The sequence below is a fragment of the Pseudarthrobacter woesei genome, from assembly GCF_055412745.1.
In genome coordinates this window covers 24,039-41,328 of the sequence record NZ_JBVAYU010000019.1, presented here as the reverse complement: position 1 = coordinate 41,328, position 17,290 = coordinate 24,039, and the positions used below count along the sequence as shown (strand labels likewise).

Here is a 17,290-nt window from a genome sequence, read left to right as displayed (position 1 = left end):
GCTCGGCGCCGGCGAGCCCGTTACCGAGGGGTTCGATGGCCACGATCTTCCCGCCGCGCACACCCACTTCACGTGGCGCAAGGCCGGCGGTGGTGAGGATGCGCTGGCCGCGGATGACCAGGTCAAATTCCGGTCCGGTCGATTCACTCATTGATTTCATTCCTTTGTAGATCTGGTGAACGTGTTATCAGGTTCTTAGCAGGATGCCGGGAACAGCTACTGATACCGGGCGTGCACCGGTGCTTGAGTGCCGCCGGTGTTCTGATTGAGCGTAAAGGGCCACCCGGTGACCACCTTGGCCCGCGGCGTGGCAAAGGTGCGGACTTTCGAGGTGCTCAGCCCAAGGCGGACGAGCGACTCGGCGATCGTCACGGCGGCAGCGACGCCGTCAACAACGGGAACGCCCAGACGCGTGCGGATCTGCTCGTCGAGTCCGGACATGCCGCCGCACCCGAGGACGATGACTTCCGCCTTGTCCTCTTCCACGGCCCGTCGGGCCTGGTCGAGGATTGCCTCCACGGCCCGGTCCGGGAATTCTTCGAGTTCTAGGACGCCCATGCCGCTGGCCCGCACCGAGGCGCACCGGGCGTCGAGTCCGGCAAGTTTGAGTCGGTCCTCAATGAGCGGAACTGTCCGGTCAAGGGTAGTGACGACCGAGTACTTGTGGCCCAGGAACATTGCAGTGCTGGCGGCTGCTTCGGTGATGTCGATCACGGGCACATCGAGCAGCTCCTGGAGCCCCTCCCGGCCATGTTCGCCATAGCCGGCCTGGATCACGGCGTCGAAGGGTTCGGCATAGGCGAGGACAACATCCATGACGGCTATGGCGGCCAGGTAGCTTTCGAAGTTTCCCTCGCAGGAGTCCGCACCGAAGCGCGGGGTGAGACCGACGATCTCGGTTCCGGCACCGGCGGCCGTGCGGGCCTGTGCGGCGATTGATTCCGTCATGGAAGCGGTGGTGTTGACGTTTGCGACGAGGATGCGCATGATGCCTTTCGGGTGCTCTGGTACGGGAAGCGGTCGGTCCGCCGTGCGAAAGTGAACCGTCGGGGACGACGGGCGGCTTAGTGCAGGCTTGGCACGGCGATCGGCTCGCCGGAGACGTCATGGAATTCCCGCTTGCGGTCGGCGACGATGAAGTACGCTAGGGCTCCGATTCCGGCGCCGATGAACCAGGAGAAAGCCGCGACAGGCTGCAGGGCAGGGATGAAGGCGATCAGGAGGGAAATGATCGCCGCTGGAATGAAAGCTCCGACTGCCCGCATGTTGACGCCCTTGCTGTAGAAGTAGGAACCTTTGTCGACTTCGGTGTAGAGCTCCGGGACGTTGATGCGGGTTTTGCGGATGAGCCAGTAGTCGGCCATGATGACGCCGAACAGCGGGCCGAGGAGTGCGCCGAGGCCTCCCAGGAAGTAGACGATGACCGCCGGGTTGTTGTAGAGATTCCAGGGCAGGATCACCAGTCCGATGATTGCGCTGACCAGGCTGGCCTTGCGGAAGTCGAGCCGTTTTGGCATGAGGTTGGTCAGGGCGTAGATCGGTGCGACGAAGTTGGCCATCAGGTTCACCGCGATGGTCAGAATGAGCAGGGCGAGTGCAGCGGCCACCAGCAGGAACGTGTTGGGGATCGACTGAACAATGTCGGAGGGGCTGCCGATCACTACGCCGTTGATCTTGAACTGGGCTCCGGTAATAACGATGACAATGAGGCCAAAGAAGAGCATGTTGATCGGGATGCCCCAGAAATTACCCTTGATGATGGATTTGCGGGTGGTTGATGATCGGGTGAAGTCGCAGAAGTTCAGGACAAACGTGGCGTAGATGGAAACCCAGAGTGCGCCGCCGGCGAAGATTTCCCGCCACATGGCACCTCCGGTGAGGGCATCCGGTGTGGAGAGCGCAATGGAGCCACCGGCCTGCATGAACATCCAGATGGCCAGGGCGGTCATGGTGATGAGGATGATGGGCCCTGCGAAGGCCTCGTAGTGGCGGATCATGTCCATCCCGTATCGGACGATGATGACCTGCACGATCCACAGGGTGAGGAACGACGCCCAGCCCAGGGTCGAGAGGCCGAGAATGGAGTCTTTGTCCAGGTCCGCCAGGCCGGGTGCCAGCGCGATCAGGAGGACGCGGAGGACCAGCGAGGCCAGGTAGGTCTGGATGCCGAACCAGGCGATTGCGACGCCTCCGCGGATCAGGGCCGGGATTTGTGCGCCGTGGATTCCGAAGGCGATGCGGCTCATAACGGGGAACGGGACACCGGTCTTATGGCCCATATACCCGGACAGCGTAAGCAGCAGGAAGAGCAGGACGGCGCCGACGCCCAGGGCGAGCAGGATCTGCCACGCACCGAGGCCGAGGGCGAAGAGGCCGATCGCGAAGCCGTAGTTGCCCAGGCTGTGCACGTCGTTGGCCCAGAGCGTGAAGATGTTGTATGCGCTCCAGCGACGGCCCTTCATCATTGTGGGGGCGAGATCCTGGTTGTACAGCCGTGCGCTCGTCGGTGAGAGGCCGAGCTCCCTGGCGGTGGGAACGTCACCTGATGTACGGGCGGGACGTTCGGGATTCTCATCGACGGACGGAGCCGCAGTCGGCAGTTGAGACATGGGTTACCTCTCGGGAACATGATGAATGGGTCTGCAAGGTGGCCTGTGAGGGCAGGCGAGTGGCGAGTCGGCGTATGACCGTTTCTCTCAGTCCTTGGGGATGGAACTAGGGACGGGATGCCGGGGCCACTGCGGCCAGGCGGCGACGGCGTGACTGGCGATTGTCGACGGGGTGCGTTCCGGAAAGAACTGGGTGAGCCGCATGATCTTGACCAATCGCTTATCGTTTTCCCTCCTCGTTGAGGGATAGAACAAATGTAAGCGAAGTCACTTCATTCCACAAGGGGGGAATGTTATTCCACATTATGGAATGAACAGCCTGCCAATAAGCGACACCCTCACGCCGTGTTCGCACAGCGTCGAGCGGTTCAGGATATGCGCTGGCGACACCCAAGGCGGCGCCAGCGGCCGAGATAGCTTTCGAAGTTGCCCTCACAGGAGCCTGCGCTGAACGCGGGGGTAGGCGCTCGGTCCCGTGAGCGGCAGCCGTACGCTCGCCTCGCGCACCGGGACCCTTGACGCATTGTAAAGATTTAGACAGTTCGCGTTCGCGCAACCGGGCAGCCTGCGCACATTTCGCAGTCAATGTGCTCTAACGAGCTCGTACTCGTGCTCGGCCGGGCCTTTCGTTGCGCCCCTGGTGAGTTTGGCGGAGCGTGCGCCTCAGAGCTCCCTGAACATACACGCGTGCCCAGTGGTCGGTTTTGGGGGCTCTTGGGCACCCCCTGCACTGTCACTGGGGCAGGTTTGTTACGGGCGAAACGGACGGCACCGGGGTGTGAGAAGGATGATCCGTACCGGCTGGTATTCCAAATGCTTGCTAATTGTGATTTACATCGCATAAAAGATGCTCTAGTCTCAGTTTGGTATACAAGATATGGGAGCGTGCTCCTTGGACCCTGAAACGAGTGTTCCCGATGACCCAGCTTCATTCCGGAGCCACACCAACTGGTGCGGGACCGATGCCTCAGGACAGCGACGGTAGCGTCAGCCGCCCGTTGTCCCCTGACGGCCCCGCCAATGTCACTGTGGTCCCGGCCCATGCGCGGTCGCTGCTCGCCACGGCCTGGCTCAGGATCCGCAGGAGCAAGATAGCTCTGCTGAGCCTCTGTGTTGTGGTTGCAATCGTTCTCTTTGCGGTGCTTGCACCGGTACTCAGCGCCTGGTCCGGGAATGATCCCTTCACTTCCAATACCGGCCCGGACGTACTGGATGACTACGAAACTCCCGGCCTGCCACTTCCGGGCTACATGTATCCCTCCGAGCAGCACTGGCTGGGGGTAGAACCCGGTCTCGGAAGGGATCTGTTCGCCCGGCTCGCCCATGGCGGTCAGGTTTCCCTCACCATCGCCCTGCTGTCAACGGTCGTCTCCGTCGTGCTTGGAACTGTCCTCGGGGCGGCGGCGGGCTACTTCGGAGGTAAGACGGACGCGATCATTAGCCGCATCATGGATCTTTTCCTTGCCTTCCCGCACCTCCTGCTCGTGCTCTCACTGACGCCCATCCTTCAGTCGCGGCTGCGCGACACAGCACTGGGTCAGGGAAGCTTCCTGCCCATGGCGTCACTGGTCATCATCCTGGGGTTCTTCGGCTGGGCCTATCTTGCCCGGATCGTCCGAGGTCAGGTCCTCAGCCTCAGGGAACGTGAATTCGTTGACGCTGCACGCTCTTTCGGTGCCTCCCACCTCAGCGTGCTGTTTCGGCAGATCATCCCCAACGTGATGGGCGTGGTCCTGGTTTACGCCACCATGCTCATCCCCACCAACATTTCTGCCGAGGCTGCACTGTCCTTTCTCGGGGTCGGCGTCAGGGACCCGACGCCGTCGTGGGGCCAGATGCTCAACGCGGCCCAGTCCGGCAACTGGTACCTCAGTGATCCATGGTTCCTGGCCGTCCCGGGAGTGATACTGATCGTCACCGTCCTCGCATTCAACCTGCTCGGCGACGCCGTTCGTGATGCGTTGGACCCCAAAGCCTCACGCCACTAGCACCCTTCACCATCACCATCACCCCTAAGAGGAGAACCATGAAATATCCATCCAGCGGGCTGGCACTTGCAGTGCTGATCTCCGTTGCCGCGACCGGCTGCGGTGCAGCCCAGGGTCAGCCGGGCACGACCAAGACCAGCGGATCAGCGACGGAGCTGGCCGCGGCGGTGGTCAAGCCAGGATTCACCTCCAAGGGAGGAAACATCAATGTTTTGATGTCCTCTGACTTCCAGACCCTTGACCCTGGAAACAGCAACTACGTCCAGACCGCCAATGTCGGACAGTTGTATTACCGGACTCTCACCATGGCCAAAGAGACTGCGGGCCAGCCGCCCACCATCGTCCCGGACCTCGCGACGGACACTGGGAAGGCATCCCCGGACGGCCTCACCTGGACGTTCACGCTCCGGGATGGCATCAAGTTCGAAGACGGCCGGCCGATTACCTCGGCCGACGTGAGATACGGGATCGAACGCACTTTCGCACAGGACGTCTACACCCAGGCGCCCCAGGAGATGAATTCGGCGCTGGACGCGGCGGGCTACAAAGGACCCTACAAGGATCCTGCCGCAGTGCTCCAGGCCGTCGAGACCCCAGACGAGCGCACTGTCGTGTTCCATCTCAAGAAGCCGTTCGCTGAATTTCCGGCGCTGGCCTCTCGATCCAACACCGCTCCTGTGCCCCGGGACAAGGACACCAAGCTGGACTACACGAACCACCCGGTCTCATCCGGACCATACATGGTGGAGTCGTACAACCGGGGCAAGTCTCTCAAGCTCGTGCGCAACCCGCATTGGGATGCCGCAACAGACCCCAACCGCTCCGCACTCCCGGACACCTTCAGCTTTTCACTTTCCACGTCCCAGGCCACCATCAGCCAGCAGCTGCTGGCCAACGCGGACCCAAACGCCATCACCTTGGACTCGAACGGTGCCCTGCAAACATCGGATTCGGCCAAACTGGCCGATGCCCAGGTCAAGGACCGGGTCGCCTCGGGACTGCTGGGCTGCAACGACGTGCTGAGCCTGAACACGCAGAAGATCCAGGACCCGGACGTCCGCAAGGCGATTGCGCTTGCCCTGGACCGGCAGTCGATACTGGTCCAGTATGGCGGACGCCGCTTCGGCGAGCTCACCCAGACACCGCTTAACGACAAGATGCGCGGATACGTGGCCCAGGACCTGGAAATCGACCCCAGCGGAAAACCCAAGCTGGATGAGGCCAAGAAGCTCCTCGAAGGCAAGACATACCCCACGTCACTCACGTTCGGCTATGCCAACAACCGGGACGCCTTCAAGAACACGGGCACTGTGGTTCAGGAAAACCTCAAGGCATTGGGCATCGACGTCCAGCTGGTGCCGATTCCGGCGCCGAACTACTACTCGGTCATGGCGAGCGAGCAGCTGCCGGACATCGGACGTTCAGGCTGGTGCGGCGGCGCTGATCCGGCTTCGATCCGGACCTCAGCGGACCCCCTCCTGGGCCCGAACAACGACGGCACGAGCTACGGATTCTCCAACACCTCCCGCTACTTCGACCCGCAGGTATCCAAGGCCATGTTTGAGCTGCGCAACACTGCCGGGACGTCGGAGGAGCTGGGCAAGAAGTGGTCGGAGGAGTTCGGCAAAGCCCTGAAGACCTACCCGATCATCCCCCTCGTCCGCAGCCATACGAACAGTGTTGTGGGCTCAAATGTTCGTAACGCCCAAGTGGGCTACTTCTTCGGCGGCATCGACCTGTCGATCGTCGGCGTCGAGCACTAACCGGTCCTCACAGAAGGAGACGCGGGCCGCCCGGAATCAGGCGGGCGGCCCGCAACCACAATGATCAGATTCATACTTCGCCGGACCGGTTCCCTGGTCCTGCTACTCGTAGCCGTCAGCTTCATCACCTTCACGCTGTTCCAACTGGGGCCGGCTGATCCGGCGTCGGCCGCATGCGGCCAGGAATGCACGCCCGAACGCATCGCCGAGGCGCGCGTGGCGCTCGGCATGGACCAGCCGTTCTTCATCCAGTACGCCGACTACCTCCGCGGCCTGGTTTCATCCCGCATCATCGGGGCCCCAGGCTCCGAAAGCGTCTGCGAATGGCCCTGCTTGGGAAAATCATTCCAGACAAATGAAAATGTCTCCGACATCGTCGGCCGGTCCCTGCCCTACACACTCTCAATGGCTGTCGGCGCACTGGTCCTGTGGACGGTTTCCGGGGTCGGCCTCGGCCTTCTGGCAGCCCTCAGGAAGGGCAGCGCCACGGACAAGTTCATTGTCGGTGCCGCATCCGTGGGCGTCTCACTGCCGATCCCGGTTACAGGCCTGTTCCTGCTGCTGGTGTTCGTCAACCAACTTCACCTCCTGCCGTTCACAACCAACGAGATCAACAGCCCCTTTGGCCCTCACGGGCCGTGGGCATGGGTACTGAACTATCTGCTGCCGTGGATTGCCCTCGCCGTGTTGTTCAGCGCCTCCTACATCCGCGTCACCCGTGCCAACATGATCGAAACGTTCGGAGAGGACTTCATCCGCACGGCCCGCGCCAAGGGGCTGGCTCCCCGGACAGTGACGTTTAAGCACGGCGTCCGCGCCGGAATAACCCCGATCGTGACCATGCTCGGCATGGACATCGGCCTGCTGCTCGGCGGCGCCGTCCTGACGGAACAGATCTTCTCCGTGCCGGGTCTCGGTTTCACCGCAGTCCGGGCCGCGATCTCCGGCGACCTGCCCGTCACGATGGCAATCACCATGCTGGCCGCCTTCTTTGTCATCATCGCCAATGTCCTCGTTGACCTCGCCTACGCCGCCATCGATCCCAGAGTGAGGCTCCAATGACCCAGATCCACCCCGGCGCGCCGGCATCTTCTCCGGCCCGCGCCACCGCAGTGGGCAGCGACGATGCCAACGCCTTCCTCGACGTCCGGAATCTCTCTGTCCAGTTCCCCACCGACGACGGTCTGGTCTCCGCCGTAAACGGCATGGACTTCACCCTAGAACGAGGTCAGACGTTAGGCATCGTCGGTGAATCCGGATCCGGAAAATCGGTGACCAGCCAGGCCCTGATGGGCCTGCTGAAAGGCACCTCCGCCCGCGTATCCGGCCAGGTCCTGTTCCAGGGCAGGGATCTGACCACGCTGTCCGAGGCAGGGATGCGGCAGCTGCGGGGCCGGAACATCGGCATGATCTTCCAGGACCCTCTGTCGGCACTCCATCCCTTCTATACAGTCGGTCACCAAATCGCCGAGGCGTACCTCGTCCACCACGAAGGGAGCAAGAAACAAGCCCGGGCCGCGGCGATCAATATGCTCGGACGGGTGGGGATTCCCAGCCCCGAGCAGCGCTATGACGAGTACCCCCATCACTTCTCCGGCGGCATGCGGCAGCGGGCCATGATTGCCATGGCCCTCATCTGCGAACCGGAACTGCTCATCGCGGACGAGCCCACCACGGCCCTGGATGTGACTGTTCAAGCGCAAATCCTGGACCTCATGGCCGAACTCCAAGCCGAAACCAACTCGGCCCTGATCCTCATCACGCACGATCTGGGTGTGGTGGCCGAAGTCTGCGATTCCGTGCTTGTCATGTACGGCGGGCAATGCGTCGAGTCAGGACCGGTCGACGAAATCTTCCACGACACCCGGCACCCGTACACCCTCGGTCTCCTCAACTCCATGCCGACGCTCGCCGGCACCTCCGGCCGACTCAATCCGATCCCCGGCCAGCCGCCGTCGCTGCTTGACCTGCCGACAGGGTGCATCTTCAGCTCCCGATGCGGCTACGCCGAACTGGTCGGACCCGACGTCTGCCGTGAGCACAGGCCCGAGCTCCTTATTGACGGCGGCCACGGCAACCGCTGCCACCTCAGTAGCACCCAGATCCTCACTATCCGGACTTCGCGTTAGGACCCGCCATGGACAGGCATCCAATTCTCCAGGTCGAGAACCTTCAGAAGCATTTCCCCGTCAAGGGCGGACTCTTTTCACCCGGGGGGCACCGTACGGTCAAAGCCGTCGACGGTGTTTCCTTCAGTCTGGAACGAGGTCAGACGCTCGGACTGGTAGGTGAGTCCGGGTGCGGGAAATCTACCACCGGCCGCATGATCGCCCGACTGCTGGACCCCACCGGAGGACGGATCATTGTCGACGACGTCGACATCAGCCACCTGCACGGGAAGGAACTGTACAACTTCCGGCGCAAGGTCCAGATGATCTTCCAGGACCCCTTCGCCTCGCTAAATCCAAGGCAGACGGTTGGTACCGCGATCGCCGCTCCGATGGTGGCGCAGAAGATCAGTCCGCCTGCAGGACTGAAGAACCGCGTCAAAGAGCTCATGGAACAAGTGGGCCTCAGGCCCGAACATTACAACCGCTTTCCTCATGAGTTCTCCGGCGGCCAGCGCCAGAGGGTGGGTATCGCCCGGGCGATATCGTTGAACCGTCCGTGATCGTGTGCGACGAACCGGTCTCTGCCCTGGACGTCTCAGTCCAGGCGCAGGTGGTTAACCTGCTCCAGGAGATCCAGCGCGACACCGGTGTCGCATACGTCTTCATCGCCCACGACCTGTCCGTTGTCCGGCACATTTCCCATCAGGTGGCCGTTATGTACCTCGGTAAGATCGCCGAACAGGGTCCCCGCGATGACCTGTTCCGCATTCCCCGGCACCCCTACACAAAGGCGCTCCTGTCCGCGGTGCCTTTGCCCGATCCAAGGGCTGCCCGGCAACAGGTGAAGATCCGGCTCCGCGGAGACCTTCCGTCGCCGGCGAACCCGCCCAGCGGCTGTGTCTTCCGCACGCGTTGCCCGCTGTTCGGGACACTGCACGAAGGTCAGCAGCAGTTGTGCATCGACGACATCCCAACTCCGGCCGGCCCCGACGCCCCGGCCTGCCACCACGCGGGGCTGGCCGCGGCCGCCCCGCCGGTGTGCAATAAACCCAACACTAAGGAGCACCACATTGACTACCCTGATCCGCGCCGCCCGTCCCTGGGGGCAAGCGCTGAGTGACGTCCTAGTCCAGGACGGCATGATCGCCCGCGTCGAACCGCACAATCCGGCCCGCACGCCGGTGGACATGTCCGGGAACCTGCGCGAGGCAGCAAAAGTTGTCGAAGGCCGCGGCCGGCTGCTGCTCCCGTCCTTCTCCGACGTCCACGTTCACTTGGACTCGACCCGCATCGGGCTGCCCTTCCGCGAGCACACGGGAGGCCCTGGCGTCTGGACCATGATGATGAATGACCGGCAGAACTGGCGGAACGCTGAGGTCCCCCTCCAGGAACGCGTCAACAACACGCTGGGCAGGATGATCGCGCGGGGCACCACCAGGGTCCGCTCGTACGCTCAGATTGATGTGGACTGCCGGCTGGAAAGATTCGACGCCGTCCTGGCCGCCAAGGAACATTTCAAGGACCACGCCGACGTCGAAATCATCGCCTTCCCCCAGGCCGGCCTCCTTCGCGAGGATGGAACCGTACCGCTGATGGAGGAAGCACTCCGGGCCGGGGCGAATGTGATGGGGGGCATTGATCCGTGCAGCCTGGACCGTGACCCCGCCCGGCACCTGGACATCGTCTTTGGGTTGGCCGAAAAGTATCAGGTCCCCATTGACATCCACCTCCACGAACCCGGTGAGCTGGGCGTCTTCAGCACAGATCTGGTGCTGGAACGAACCCGCGCCCTGGGGATGCAGGGCAAGGTCACCATCTCTCATGCATACCAGCTGGGAAGCGTCGACGAGGCGACCACGCACAGGCTCATCGAGGAGTTCGCCGAGCTGGACGTTTCCATGGCCTCCGTGGCTCCGGCGGCAGCCGGGCAGCTCCCACTGCCACTGCTGGCCGAGGCCGGTATCCGCGTGGGGCTCGGCGAAGACGGCCAGCGCGACTATTGGTCCCCCTACGGCAATACAGACATGTTGGACCGCACCTGGCAGCTGGCGTTTACGCATGGATTCCGCCGGGATGAGCTGATCGAACACTGCCTGGCGATCGCTACGGTGGGAGGCGCCAGCGTTCTGGATCCTACCGGCAGCCGACTCAAAGGCACCGCCCACCGGCCAGGGCTCGAAACCGGTGATCCCGCAGAACTGCTGCTGGTCGACGGTGAAACGGTCGCCTCCGCGGTCATGGACAGAGGCACTGACCGGACCGTGATCCACCACGGCCGTGTCGTGGCGGACCAGCTGCAATTGGTCCTTTAAGCCTGAAACAAAAGTTGGCAGGTCCCTCGCTGGAGGGACCCGCCAACTTCTTGCAGTGTCTTTAGCTTGCAACGCCGGCCCGTTGAGCCTCTCCGGCGGCGAGGTTCCTCCCTCGACACACACGATGCGTCCGTTCACCGCGAAGTAGCCGGCCAGCGCCTGCGGCATGCCCACCCCTGTCAACGCCCAGAACGCACCATCCCAGCCCCCGGAAACGTCATGCAGCAGGGCGGCCCCCAAAGGCCCCAGGGAGGCTAGGGCAAAACCCAAACCCCGGCTCATCGCCGATAGTTTTCCGGCCGTCCGGGGCCTCGTCGACCTGAGCACGACGAGAACAGTGGCAAGCCCGAATCCTGCGCTCTGGACCACCCGGCAACACTTGGCGGAGCTCGTGCGTTGGACCGGACGGATCTGGGAAAGCTGGAAGCGGGAGCACAGGGATGGGGTCCTGGACGATCTCAGTCGAACCCTCCTGCTAAACGGAACAGCACGACATGCCACTCATTCCGTCGTCGCAGGGCGCATCGTTATGCGGGACGGCGAAATCCCCGGCATTGATCTCTTGGGGCTCAAAGCTGAGGCCCTACGGCTTTTCCAGAAAATGCAGGAAGCATACTCGGAGCGTGACAGCGAAAACCGCACTTCGGAGCAACTCTTCCCTCCGGCATTTCCCCTCGCAAGCGCACCAACTGCAAGCGGTCGGGCCTTCGCATAGGCCCTCTTCTCAAGGAGGATGCGGTTGAAATGTTCCACCCTCGCCGCTGGTCTGGCCCACTTCAGCGTCTTCTGGCTTATGAGCGAGGTCCGCTTTTCGGCAGGCAGCGAGTGCCCGCAACCGGTAGAGGGAGCAGTTGCCGGTCAAGACCCGGAGGATCCAACTTCGCATGAGCACGTCGCCTCGGCATACTCAATTGCGGTCCTCATTTCTTAGCAGCAGCGTGAGTCCGTCCCCGATCCCGTCCCGTCCCGGAGACCTCGCGATGCACTCCGCCAGGACTAGCGCATGCCCTCCCGGCGGATGGCGGTGGCGATCGCCGCTGAACGGGTTTCAACCCCGAGTTTGGCGTAGATGTGTGCCAGGTGCGTCTTCACCGTGCCCTCGGAGATGAACAGCCGCTGACCGAGTTCGCGGTTGCTGAGTCCTTCGGTCAGGAGGCTCAGCAGCTCGGCCTCGCGCGGGGTCAGGATTGCGTCCGGGTTGCGCAGTTGCTGGAAGAGCCGCGAGGCTACGGGTGCGCTCATCACGCTCTTGCCGTGGACTGCGCCGCGGACAGCTGCGAAGATCTCCTCGGGGGAGGCGTCCTTGAGGAGATAGCCCATCGCCCCGGCATCGACGGCGCGGACGATGTCGGCGTCGGAGTCATAGGTGGTGAACACGAGGATCGCCTGCCGGCTGTTGCGCTGCCGCAACTGCTTGATGGCCTCGATGCCGTCCATGCCGGCACCCATGGCGAGATCCATCATCACCACAGCCGGACCGTGCTGCTCCACCAGGGCGAGTGCCTCCTCGCCCGAGGCTGCCTCGGCCACCACCTCAATGCCGGGCTGGGTCGCCAACAGCGCCTTGAGCCCGCTGCGGACCACCAGGTGGTCATCCGCCAGCAGCACAGTAATGGTATTCATTGTTTCTCCCTGGTCGGCAGTTCCGCGGCCACAACCGTCCCGTCGCAGGGCGGCTTTCCACCGAGAATACGCCGCCGAGTTGTTCGACCCGCTGGCGCATGGCGCGCAGTCCGTAGCCTCCAGCGACCGAAGGCGGTGCCAGTGACGACGGATCAAAGCCCGCGCCGTCGTCGTGTACATCCAGCGTGACGGCGCCCGGGAGGAAGCCCAGCGTTACCGTGGCGTTGGCCGCGGACGCATGCAGCGCCGTGTTGGCGGCCGCGCTCTGAACCACCCGCAGCAGGGCGTGGCGGGTGTCGGCGGGAATGGGACGGGGCTCGCCGGTGACCAGCAGGTGCACACCCGGCAGGTGCTGCGATGCTGCTTCTAATACGGCGTCCGGCAGTAGCGCCGTTTCCAGCCCCGGGGAAGCGAGGTCGTGGACCAGGCTGCGGGTTTCGGCCAGGTTCTGCCGCAGCATCCCGCTCGCGGAGCGGACGTCCTCAAGTGCGGCCGAGGTGGGCCAGGACCGGCTGGCCGCTTCCAGGAGCAGGAGGCTGCTCGCCAGGCCCTGGGTCACGGTGTCATGAATCTCCCGGGAAACCCGCGCACGTTCTTCGATGCTCCCCGCCCGGCGCTCGGTGGCCGCCAGTTGACCCTGCGCCAGCGACACCGCTGCATGGAGCCGGCGCTGCTCCTCAGCGTCGTGCTCGATGTGGTCATGGATCAGTGTCAGCATGACGCCGATCGCCAACGGGCCCAGGAGCATGGCTACATCGGTGCCGCCGCCAAGCCGGAACAGCCCCACGGCAGTGGCTGCCGCCGTCGCGCCGGCGGCGAGGTAGGCGACCCACCCGCTGAAGGCCGTGCGGCAGAGGAAGAACAGCGCGAACGAGCACCAGGCAAAGCTCGGCGCCACAATCACCAGCACGGCCCAGAGCACTACCAGGATGAACATCCACACCGCCCACGGCCGCCGCCGCTGCGAGAGCACGGCGATCAGAGCGTAGAGCGTACAGACCGCCGCGGCGAGTGCCAGGACCCCCAAGTTATCCGCAGGGCTGTGCCGCATCATGTAGCGGACCGCGGACGCCACCAGGAGCACGGCAAAACCAAGATGGACGACGGCGTCGATCCGGCCCAGCGGTCCCCTCCCCCTGGCATGGTCGCGCTGGGCGGGCTCCGGCGGGGCGGCTGGTAAGTCAGGCATGGGATCCGGTTTCGGTGGATGGGGTACTACCCACCATGCTAGAGCCCGCACCGTTGCGCCGGCCTCAGCCTTTTGGCTGATGCTGCTGGCCTTACGGGCGAGGAATCGTCAGACGAATTCCCGATGCCCACCCGCACGGGAGCGGAAAGGATGGATTCGGGGCCCGGGCCATCAGCCTTGAGCAAGCCCCGAGACCGCACTCCAAGGAGAACCCATGAAGAAGTCCCACAAAATCATCACTGCCGCCGCTGCCACCGGCGTATTGCTCCTGACCGGCGGGCTGACGGCCGCCGCCAACGCCGGGCCCAACCCGGCCGCGGCCAGCCTTGCCTTACCGGCGGCGGACATCCAGCCGCTTCCGGGGAACGTGGTCGCCCAGAACCGCATCAGCGCGGGTGCTTCCGCTGCTGCCGTCCAGGCCGCCTTCGCGAAATGCCAGGCCGACAAGCTGCCGTTCGTGACGGTGGCGCTGGTCGACCGCTTCGGCACCGTCCAGGCGCTGCTTCGCGGCGACAACGCCGCCGAGCACACGATCGAGGCGGCCCGGCAAAAGGCCTACACCGCCGCGGCCTTCGGAACGCCGACCAGCGAGTTGTCCAAACGGATCAACGGGAACGGGCCGAGCATCGCTGACCTCCCCGGCACGCTCTTCCTGGCCGGCGGCGTTCCGCTCAAGGTCAGCGGGGTGTCCGTGGCGGGCATCGGCGTCGGAGGAGCTCCCGACGGCATGCTCGACGAAGCCTGCGCCGCAGCCGGGGCGGAATCCATTGCGGGTGCCGCGCCGGGCACAGCCAAGTAGGCGTCACCTTGGCTGTGATCCGGAACCTTGTCTTGATCGGCGCAGCGGTGCTCGGGCTGACGTCCTCTGGCCCGGGAACCGATCGGCCCCTCCGGCTCGAGTCCCCCACGTCCGGGGCATTCCCGCGCAGCAGGCGCCGCAGCTGACGCCACCGGCCCCGCCGCATTCTTTGACAACGTCGGCCCCGACGGTCCCGCCCCGGGAGGCTCAGGCGGCACTGGACCGGCGTCTTGTCCAGGCTGCCAAGGCCAACGACGTCGGTCAGGTGGCCGAGCTGATCCGGGCCGGCGGCAACGTCACCGCCAAGGATTCTATCCAGGATTCAGCGTTCCTCTATGCCGGGGCTGAAGGGTTCAATGAGGTCCTCCGGCTGACGCTCGCCGACGGTGCCGACGTTTCCAGCACCAACCGGTGCGGCGGGACAGCGCTGATCCCGGCCAGCGAACAAGGACACGACGAGACCGTGCGGATCCTCCTCGAAGCAGGGGTGCCCGTTAACCACGTCAACAGCCTGGGCTGGACCGCCCTACAAGGAGTCCATCCTCCTCAACGACGGAGGCCCCAGGCAGCAGGACGTGGTGCGGCAACTCCTCGCCGCCGGCGCGGACCCCTCGATCCCGAACCCTCAGGGACGAACGGCGTTGGAGAACGCCCACAGGCTGGGATTCGCCGCGATCGTGAAGATCATCAATGCTGGGTCTTCCACGGTGCGGTGAGACCGGATGAATACGCCGTAACCGACCGTGAGAGTTGACTCCCCGCCGCTGAGCCGGCCCGCAGTTCCTGATCAGTTGGGGCTCTAAACGGTCTGGACTTGAGGCAGCGATCAGAGAACAAGCCCGGGAGAAAGGAGCAGTTCCCACAGCGGTCACTCCTTCTTCCGCGTGCATGTCCTAGTGACGGAGCCCGCCGGATCATCGCCCGATCGGACCCGGAAATTACGGGCTGGCCCACGGACATCACGCCGACTCGGATTCCCCCGGCAGAGGTGGAACATCGCCTCGCACGGCGACCGCCGGATCGGGTCCGCATCAGCTCGCTCCTTGGCCGCCGCCGTCCCAGCTGGGACGGCGACGGCCCAAACCCGCGGTGCCTTCCGCACCATCCGGCGCAGGGATTCATATTTCGCTCTGGGTCGCGTTAGGTCTGACTGTTGCGGATCTTCTCAGTCCGGTCAGCGTTCGGGTAGGCGTCCGGCCAGCCCTTGGAGCGACGGTTCGCGGCCCAACTCCACATGTGCGTAGGCCAGTGCTGCCGCCAGCTCCACCTTGCCGTCGTAGATTGCCTTGCACAGGCTCAAGTGCTCCGCGCACTGGACCTGCGGGTCGCGGTGGCCGGTCAGGGTGAAAAGCCACTGCATCCTGCCGAGGAGCGGCTTCATGGAGTATTCCAGCAGTGAGTTGCCTCCCAGCGAGACGATCTCCGCGTGCAGCGCCGTGTTGCTCAGCGGTATCTGCGCATGGTCGTGGCGCCGCGTTGCTTCCTCAGCCTGGTTCATCATCTGGTGCAACCGCGCTGGGGACTGGCCCCGTGCTGCCGCCTGAGCCGCAAGACGCGCGGCGAGAACCTCGAGGCTCAGCCGCACATCAAAGAGTTCGTTGACGTCGCGCAGGGTGATCTGTTTGACCGTGGCACCCCGCCGCGGGGAGGTGTCGATGAAACCTTCGGCTTCGAGTTGTTGGAGGGCTTCCCGGACGGGCACCCGGGAAACGTCTAGGGCTTGGGACAGATCACGTTCCCTGAGCCGTGATCCTGGCGCGAAGTCGCCCGAGATGATCAGCTCTCGAATCCGTGCCCGGGTAGTATCAGCCGAGGACGCGGGAGATTCCGTTTGGACCGTCATTGATGCCTCCGCTTTGTACATGAGTCTTACTGCCGCGTACTCTCAGTTATTCAGCTCCACGCGGGTGCCGATCCCCTGATGGACGGCCGCGTCGTACAGGAGCCGTCCGATGGCAAGGTCTTGCAGACCGATACCAACCGAATTGAACAAGGTTACGTCCTCATCGCCCAGGCGCCCTGTTTTTGTCCCGGCCGCCACGTCACCAAGCTCGGCTTCGACATCGTCAAAGCTCATCATGCCTTCGGCGACGGGGATAATTAGCCCTCCGGATTTGGCCCTGGCTGTGGCCAGGCTGTCCACAAAGACCCTCGCCCTCACCATGCCCGCCGAATCAATCTCCCGATGATCCGCCCGGGGGCGGGACCCGACGGCGTTCACGTGCAGTCCGGGCCTGAACCATTCGCCCTTCACCAGAGGCTCAACGGCCGGAGTGAGGGTGCACAGAACGTCAGCAGCCTCTACAACTTCCTGAACACTCGAGGCCCGCGTGATGTTCAGGTCATGATGGGATATCTTCCCGCAGAATTCCGTGACGGTGTCCGCGGAACGCGACCACACCACTATGTTCTCAATTGGCAGGACGGCCAGCATGGCTTCCACATGTGACACTGCCAAGGCGCCCGCACCTACCAGTCCCAGGGTGGTACTGCCGGCCCTCGCCAGGAGCTTTGACGCCACGGCGCTGGCGGCTGCGGTGCGGACCCGTGTGGGGACTTTGCCGTCCAGAATGGCCAAGGTTTCGCCGGTCAGCTGGGAGACAAGCATGATGGTGGACCGCTGTGTGGGCAGATTGGACTCCCGGTTTGCCGGGATGTCCGCCAGTAACTTCACGGATGCCAGCTCCTCGGCGCTGGACAACGCCGCCATCGGCAGGAACCTCGCATCCGAAGACGACAGAAAGAGGGAATCGGGCGCCGGCTGAAAAGCGGTGCCTCGACTGAGGGCGGCAAAGACGCGTTCGACCGCGGCGATGGTCCCGGGCATATCGGCCAGAGCCTGGAGCTCGGAGGCTTTAAGAATCAGAGTCATGAGTGGCTTTCTTGAATTGGTGTG

Annotated in this window: 14 protein-coding genes and 2 pseudogenes; 9 read left to right on the top strand and 7 right to left on the bottom strand. The window is 63.9% G+C overall.

The features are described 5' to 3' along the window. The 3 genes and pseudogenes from ACZYZE_RS18025 to ACZYZE_RS18015 form a co-directional block, all read right to left on the bottom strand. Window positions 1-151 (bottom strand): annotated as a pseudogene (locus tag ACZYZE_RS18025) (allantoinase AllB); the annotation flags it as partial. Window positions 152-216: 65 nt separating this feature from the next. Next, window positions 217-987, bottom strand: coding sequence for an aspartate/glutamate racemase family protein (locus ACZYZE_RS18020; RefSeq protein ID WP_463909384.1), 771 nt, complete (start codon window positions 985-987; stop codon window positions 217-219). A 77-nt stretch (window positions 988-1,064) separates the two neighbouring features. Further along, window positions 1,065-2,609, bottom strand: a complete 1,545-nt coding sequence (locus ACZYZE_RS18015) for an NCS1 family nucleobase:cation symporter-1 (RefSeq protein WP_463909383.1) — start codon at window positions 2,607-2,609, stop codon at window positions 1,065-1,067. 1,028 nt (window positions 2,610-3,637) lie between these two features. Here ACZYZE_RS18015 and ACZYZE_RS18010 point away from each other — a divergent pair. From ACZYZE_RS18010 to ACZYZE_RS17980, 7 genes are read left to right on the top strand one after another with little or no spacing between them, the layout of a single operon-like run. Continuing rightward, window positions 3,638-4,597 carry an ABC transporter permease gene (locus ACZYZE_RS18010; RefSeq protein WP_463909385.1) on the top strand — a complete coding sequence of 320 codons (960 nt, stop codon included), beginning with the start codon at window positions 3,638-3,640 and terminating at the stop codon, window positions 4,595-4,597. 38 nt (window positions 4,598-4,635) lie between these two features. Further along, window positions 4,636-6,360 (top strand): ABC transporter substrate-binding protein, encoded by a 1,725-nt coding sequence (locus ACZYZE_RS18005; protein ID WP_463909382.1) that lies wholly within the window; start codon window positions 4,636-4,638, stop codon window positions 6,358-6,360. 60 nt (window positions 6,361-6,420) lie between these two features. Beyond that, on the top strand, window positions 6,421-7,422 hold the full coding sequence (locus ACZYZE_RS18000; protein WP_463909381.1) for an ABC transporter permease: 1,002 nt from the start codon (window positions 6,421-6,423) through the stop codon (window positions 7,420-7,422). Beyond that, window positions 7,419-8,489 carry an ABC transporter ATP-binding protein gene (locus tag ACZYZE_RS17995; RefSeq protein WP_463909380.1) on the top strand — a complete coding sequence of 357 codons (1,071 nt, stop codon included), beginning with the start codon at window positions 7,419-7,421 and terminating at the stop codon, window positions 8,487-8,489. The genes ACZYZE_RS18000 and ACZYZE_RS17995 overlap by 4 nt, the downstream gene beginning before the upstream one ends. An 8-nt stretch (window positions 8,490-8,497) precedes the next feature. Next, a complete protein-coding gene (locus ACZYZE_RS17990) occupies window positions 8,498-9,031 on the top strand; it encodes an ATP-binding cassette domain-containing protein (protein ID WP_463909379.1) in 534 nt (177 codons plus the stop codon). A 2-nt stretch (window positions 9,032-9,033) separates the two neighbouring features. Further along, window positions 9,034-9,591, top strand: coding sequence for an oligopeptide/dipeptide ABC transporter ATP-binding protein (locus ACZYZE_RS17985; protein WP_463909378.1), 558 nt, complete (start codon window positions 9,034-9,036; stop codon window positions 9,589-9,591). After that, window positions 9,542-10,783 (top strand): amidohydrolase, encoded by a 1,242-nt coding sequence (locus ACZYZE_RS17980; RefSeq protein WP_463909376.1) that lies wholly within the window; start codon window positions 9,542-9,544, stop codon window positions 10,781-10,783. The genes ACZYZE_RS17985 and ACZYZE_RS17980 overlap by 50 nt, the downstream gene beginning before the upstream one ends. A 996-nt stretch (window positions 10,784-11,779) precedes the next feature. Here ACZYZE_RS17980 and ACZYZE_RS17975 read toward each other — a convergent pair. Both ACZYZE_RS17975 and ACZYZE_RS17970 read right to left on the bottom strand, forming a co-directional pair. After that, entirely contained in the window at window positions 11,780-12,406 is a 627-nt protein-coding gene (locus ACZYZE_RS17975; RefSeq protein ID WP_463909374.1) for a response regulator, read from the bottom strand. Further along, a pseudogene (locus ACZYZE_RS17970) lies at window positions 12,403-13,595 on the bottom strand (sensor histidine kinase). Before ACZYZE_RS17970 ends, ACZYZE_RS17975 begins: the two are co-directional and overlap by 4 nt. Window positions 13,596-13,809: 214 nt before the next feature. Here ACZYZE_RS17970 and ACZYZE_RS17965 point away from each other — a divergent pair. Together ACZYZE_RS17965 and ACZYZE_RS17960 are read left to right on the top strand one after the other, a co-directional pair. Then, the gene (locus ACZYZE_RS17965; RefSeq protein ID WP_463909373.1) at window positions 13,810-14,394 is read left to right on the top strand and encodes a GlcG/HbpS family heme-binding protein; all 585 of its coding nucleotides are present in this window, start codon (window positions 13,810-13,812) and stop codon (window positions 14,392-14,394) included. A 265-nt stretch (window positions 14,395-14,659) separates the two neighbouring features. After that, window positions 14,660-15,148, top strand: coding sequence for an ankyrin repeat domain-containing protein (locus tag ACZYZE_RS17960; RefSeq protein WP_463909371.1), 489 nt, complete (start codon window positions 14,660-14,662; stop codon window positions 15,146-15,148). 420 nt (window positions 15,149-15,568) lie between these two features. Here ACZYZE_RS17960 and ACZYZE_RS17955 read toward each other — a convergent pair whose 3' ends face one another. Together ACZYZE_RS17955 and ACZYZE_RS17950 are read right to left on the bottom strand one after the other, a co-directional pair. After that, on the bottom strand, window positions 15,569-16,237 hold the full coding sequence (locus ACZYZE_RS17955; RefSeq protein ID WP_463909369.1) for a GntR family transcriptional regulator: 669 nt from the start codon (window positions 16,235-16,237) through the stop codon (window positions 15,569-15,571). Between the two features lie 42 nt (window positions 16,238-16,279). Next, window positions 16,280-17,266 (bottom strand): ornithine cyclodeaminase family protein, encoded by a 987-nt coding sequence (locus ACZYZE_RS17950; RefSeq protein ID WP_463909367.1) that lies wholly within the window; start codon window positions 17,264-17,266, stop codon window positions 16,280-16,282. Window positions 17,267-17,290: the final 24 nt, after the last annotated feature.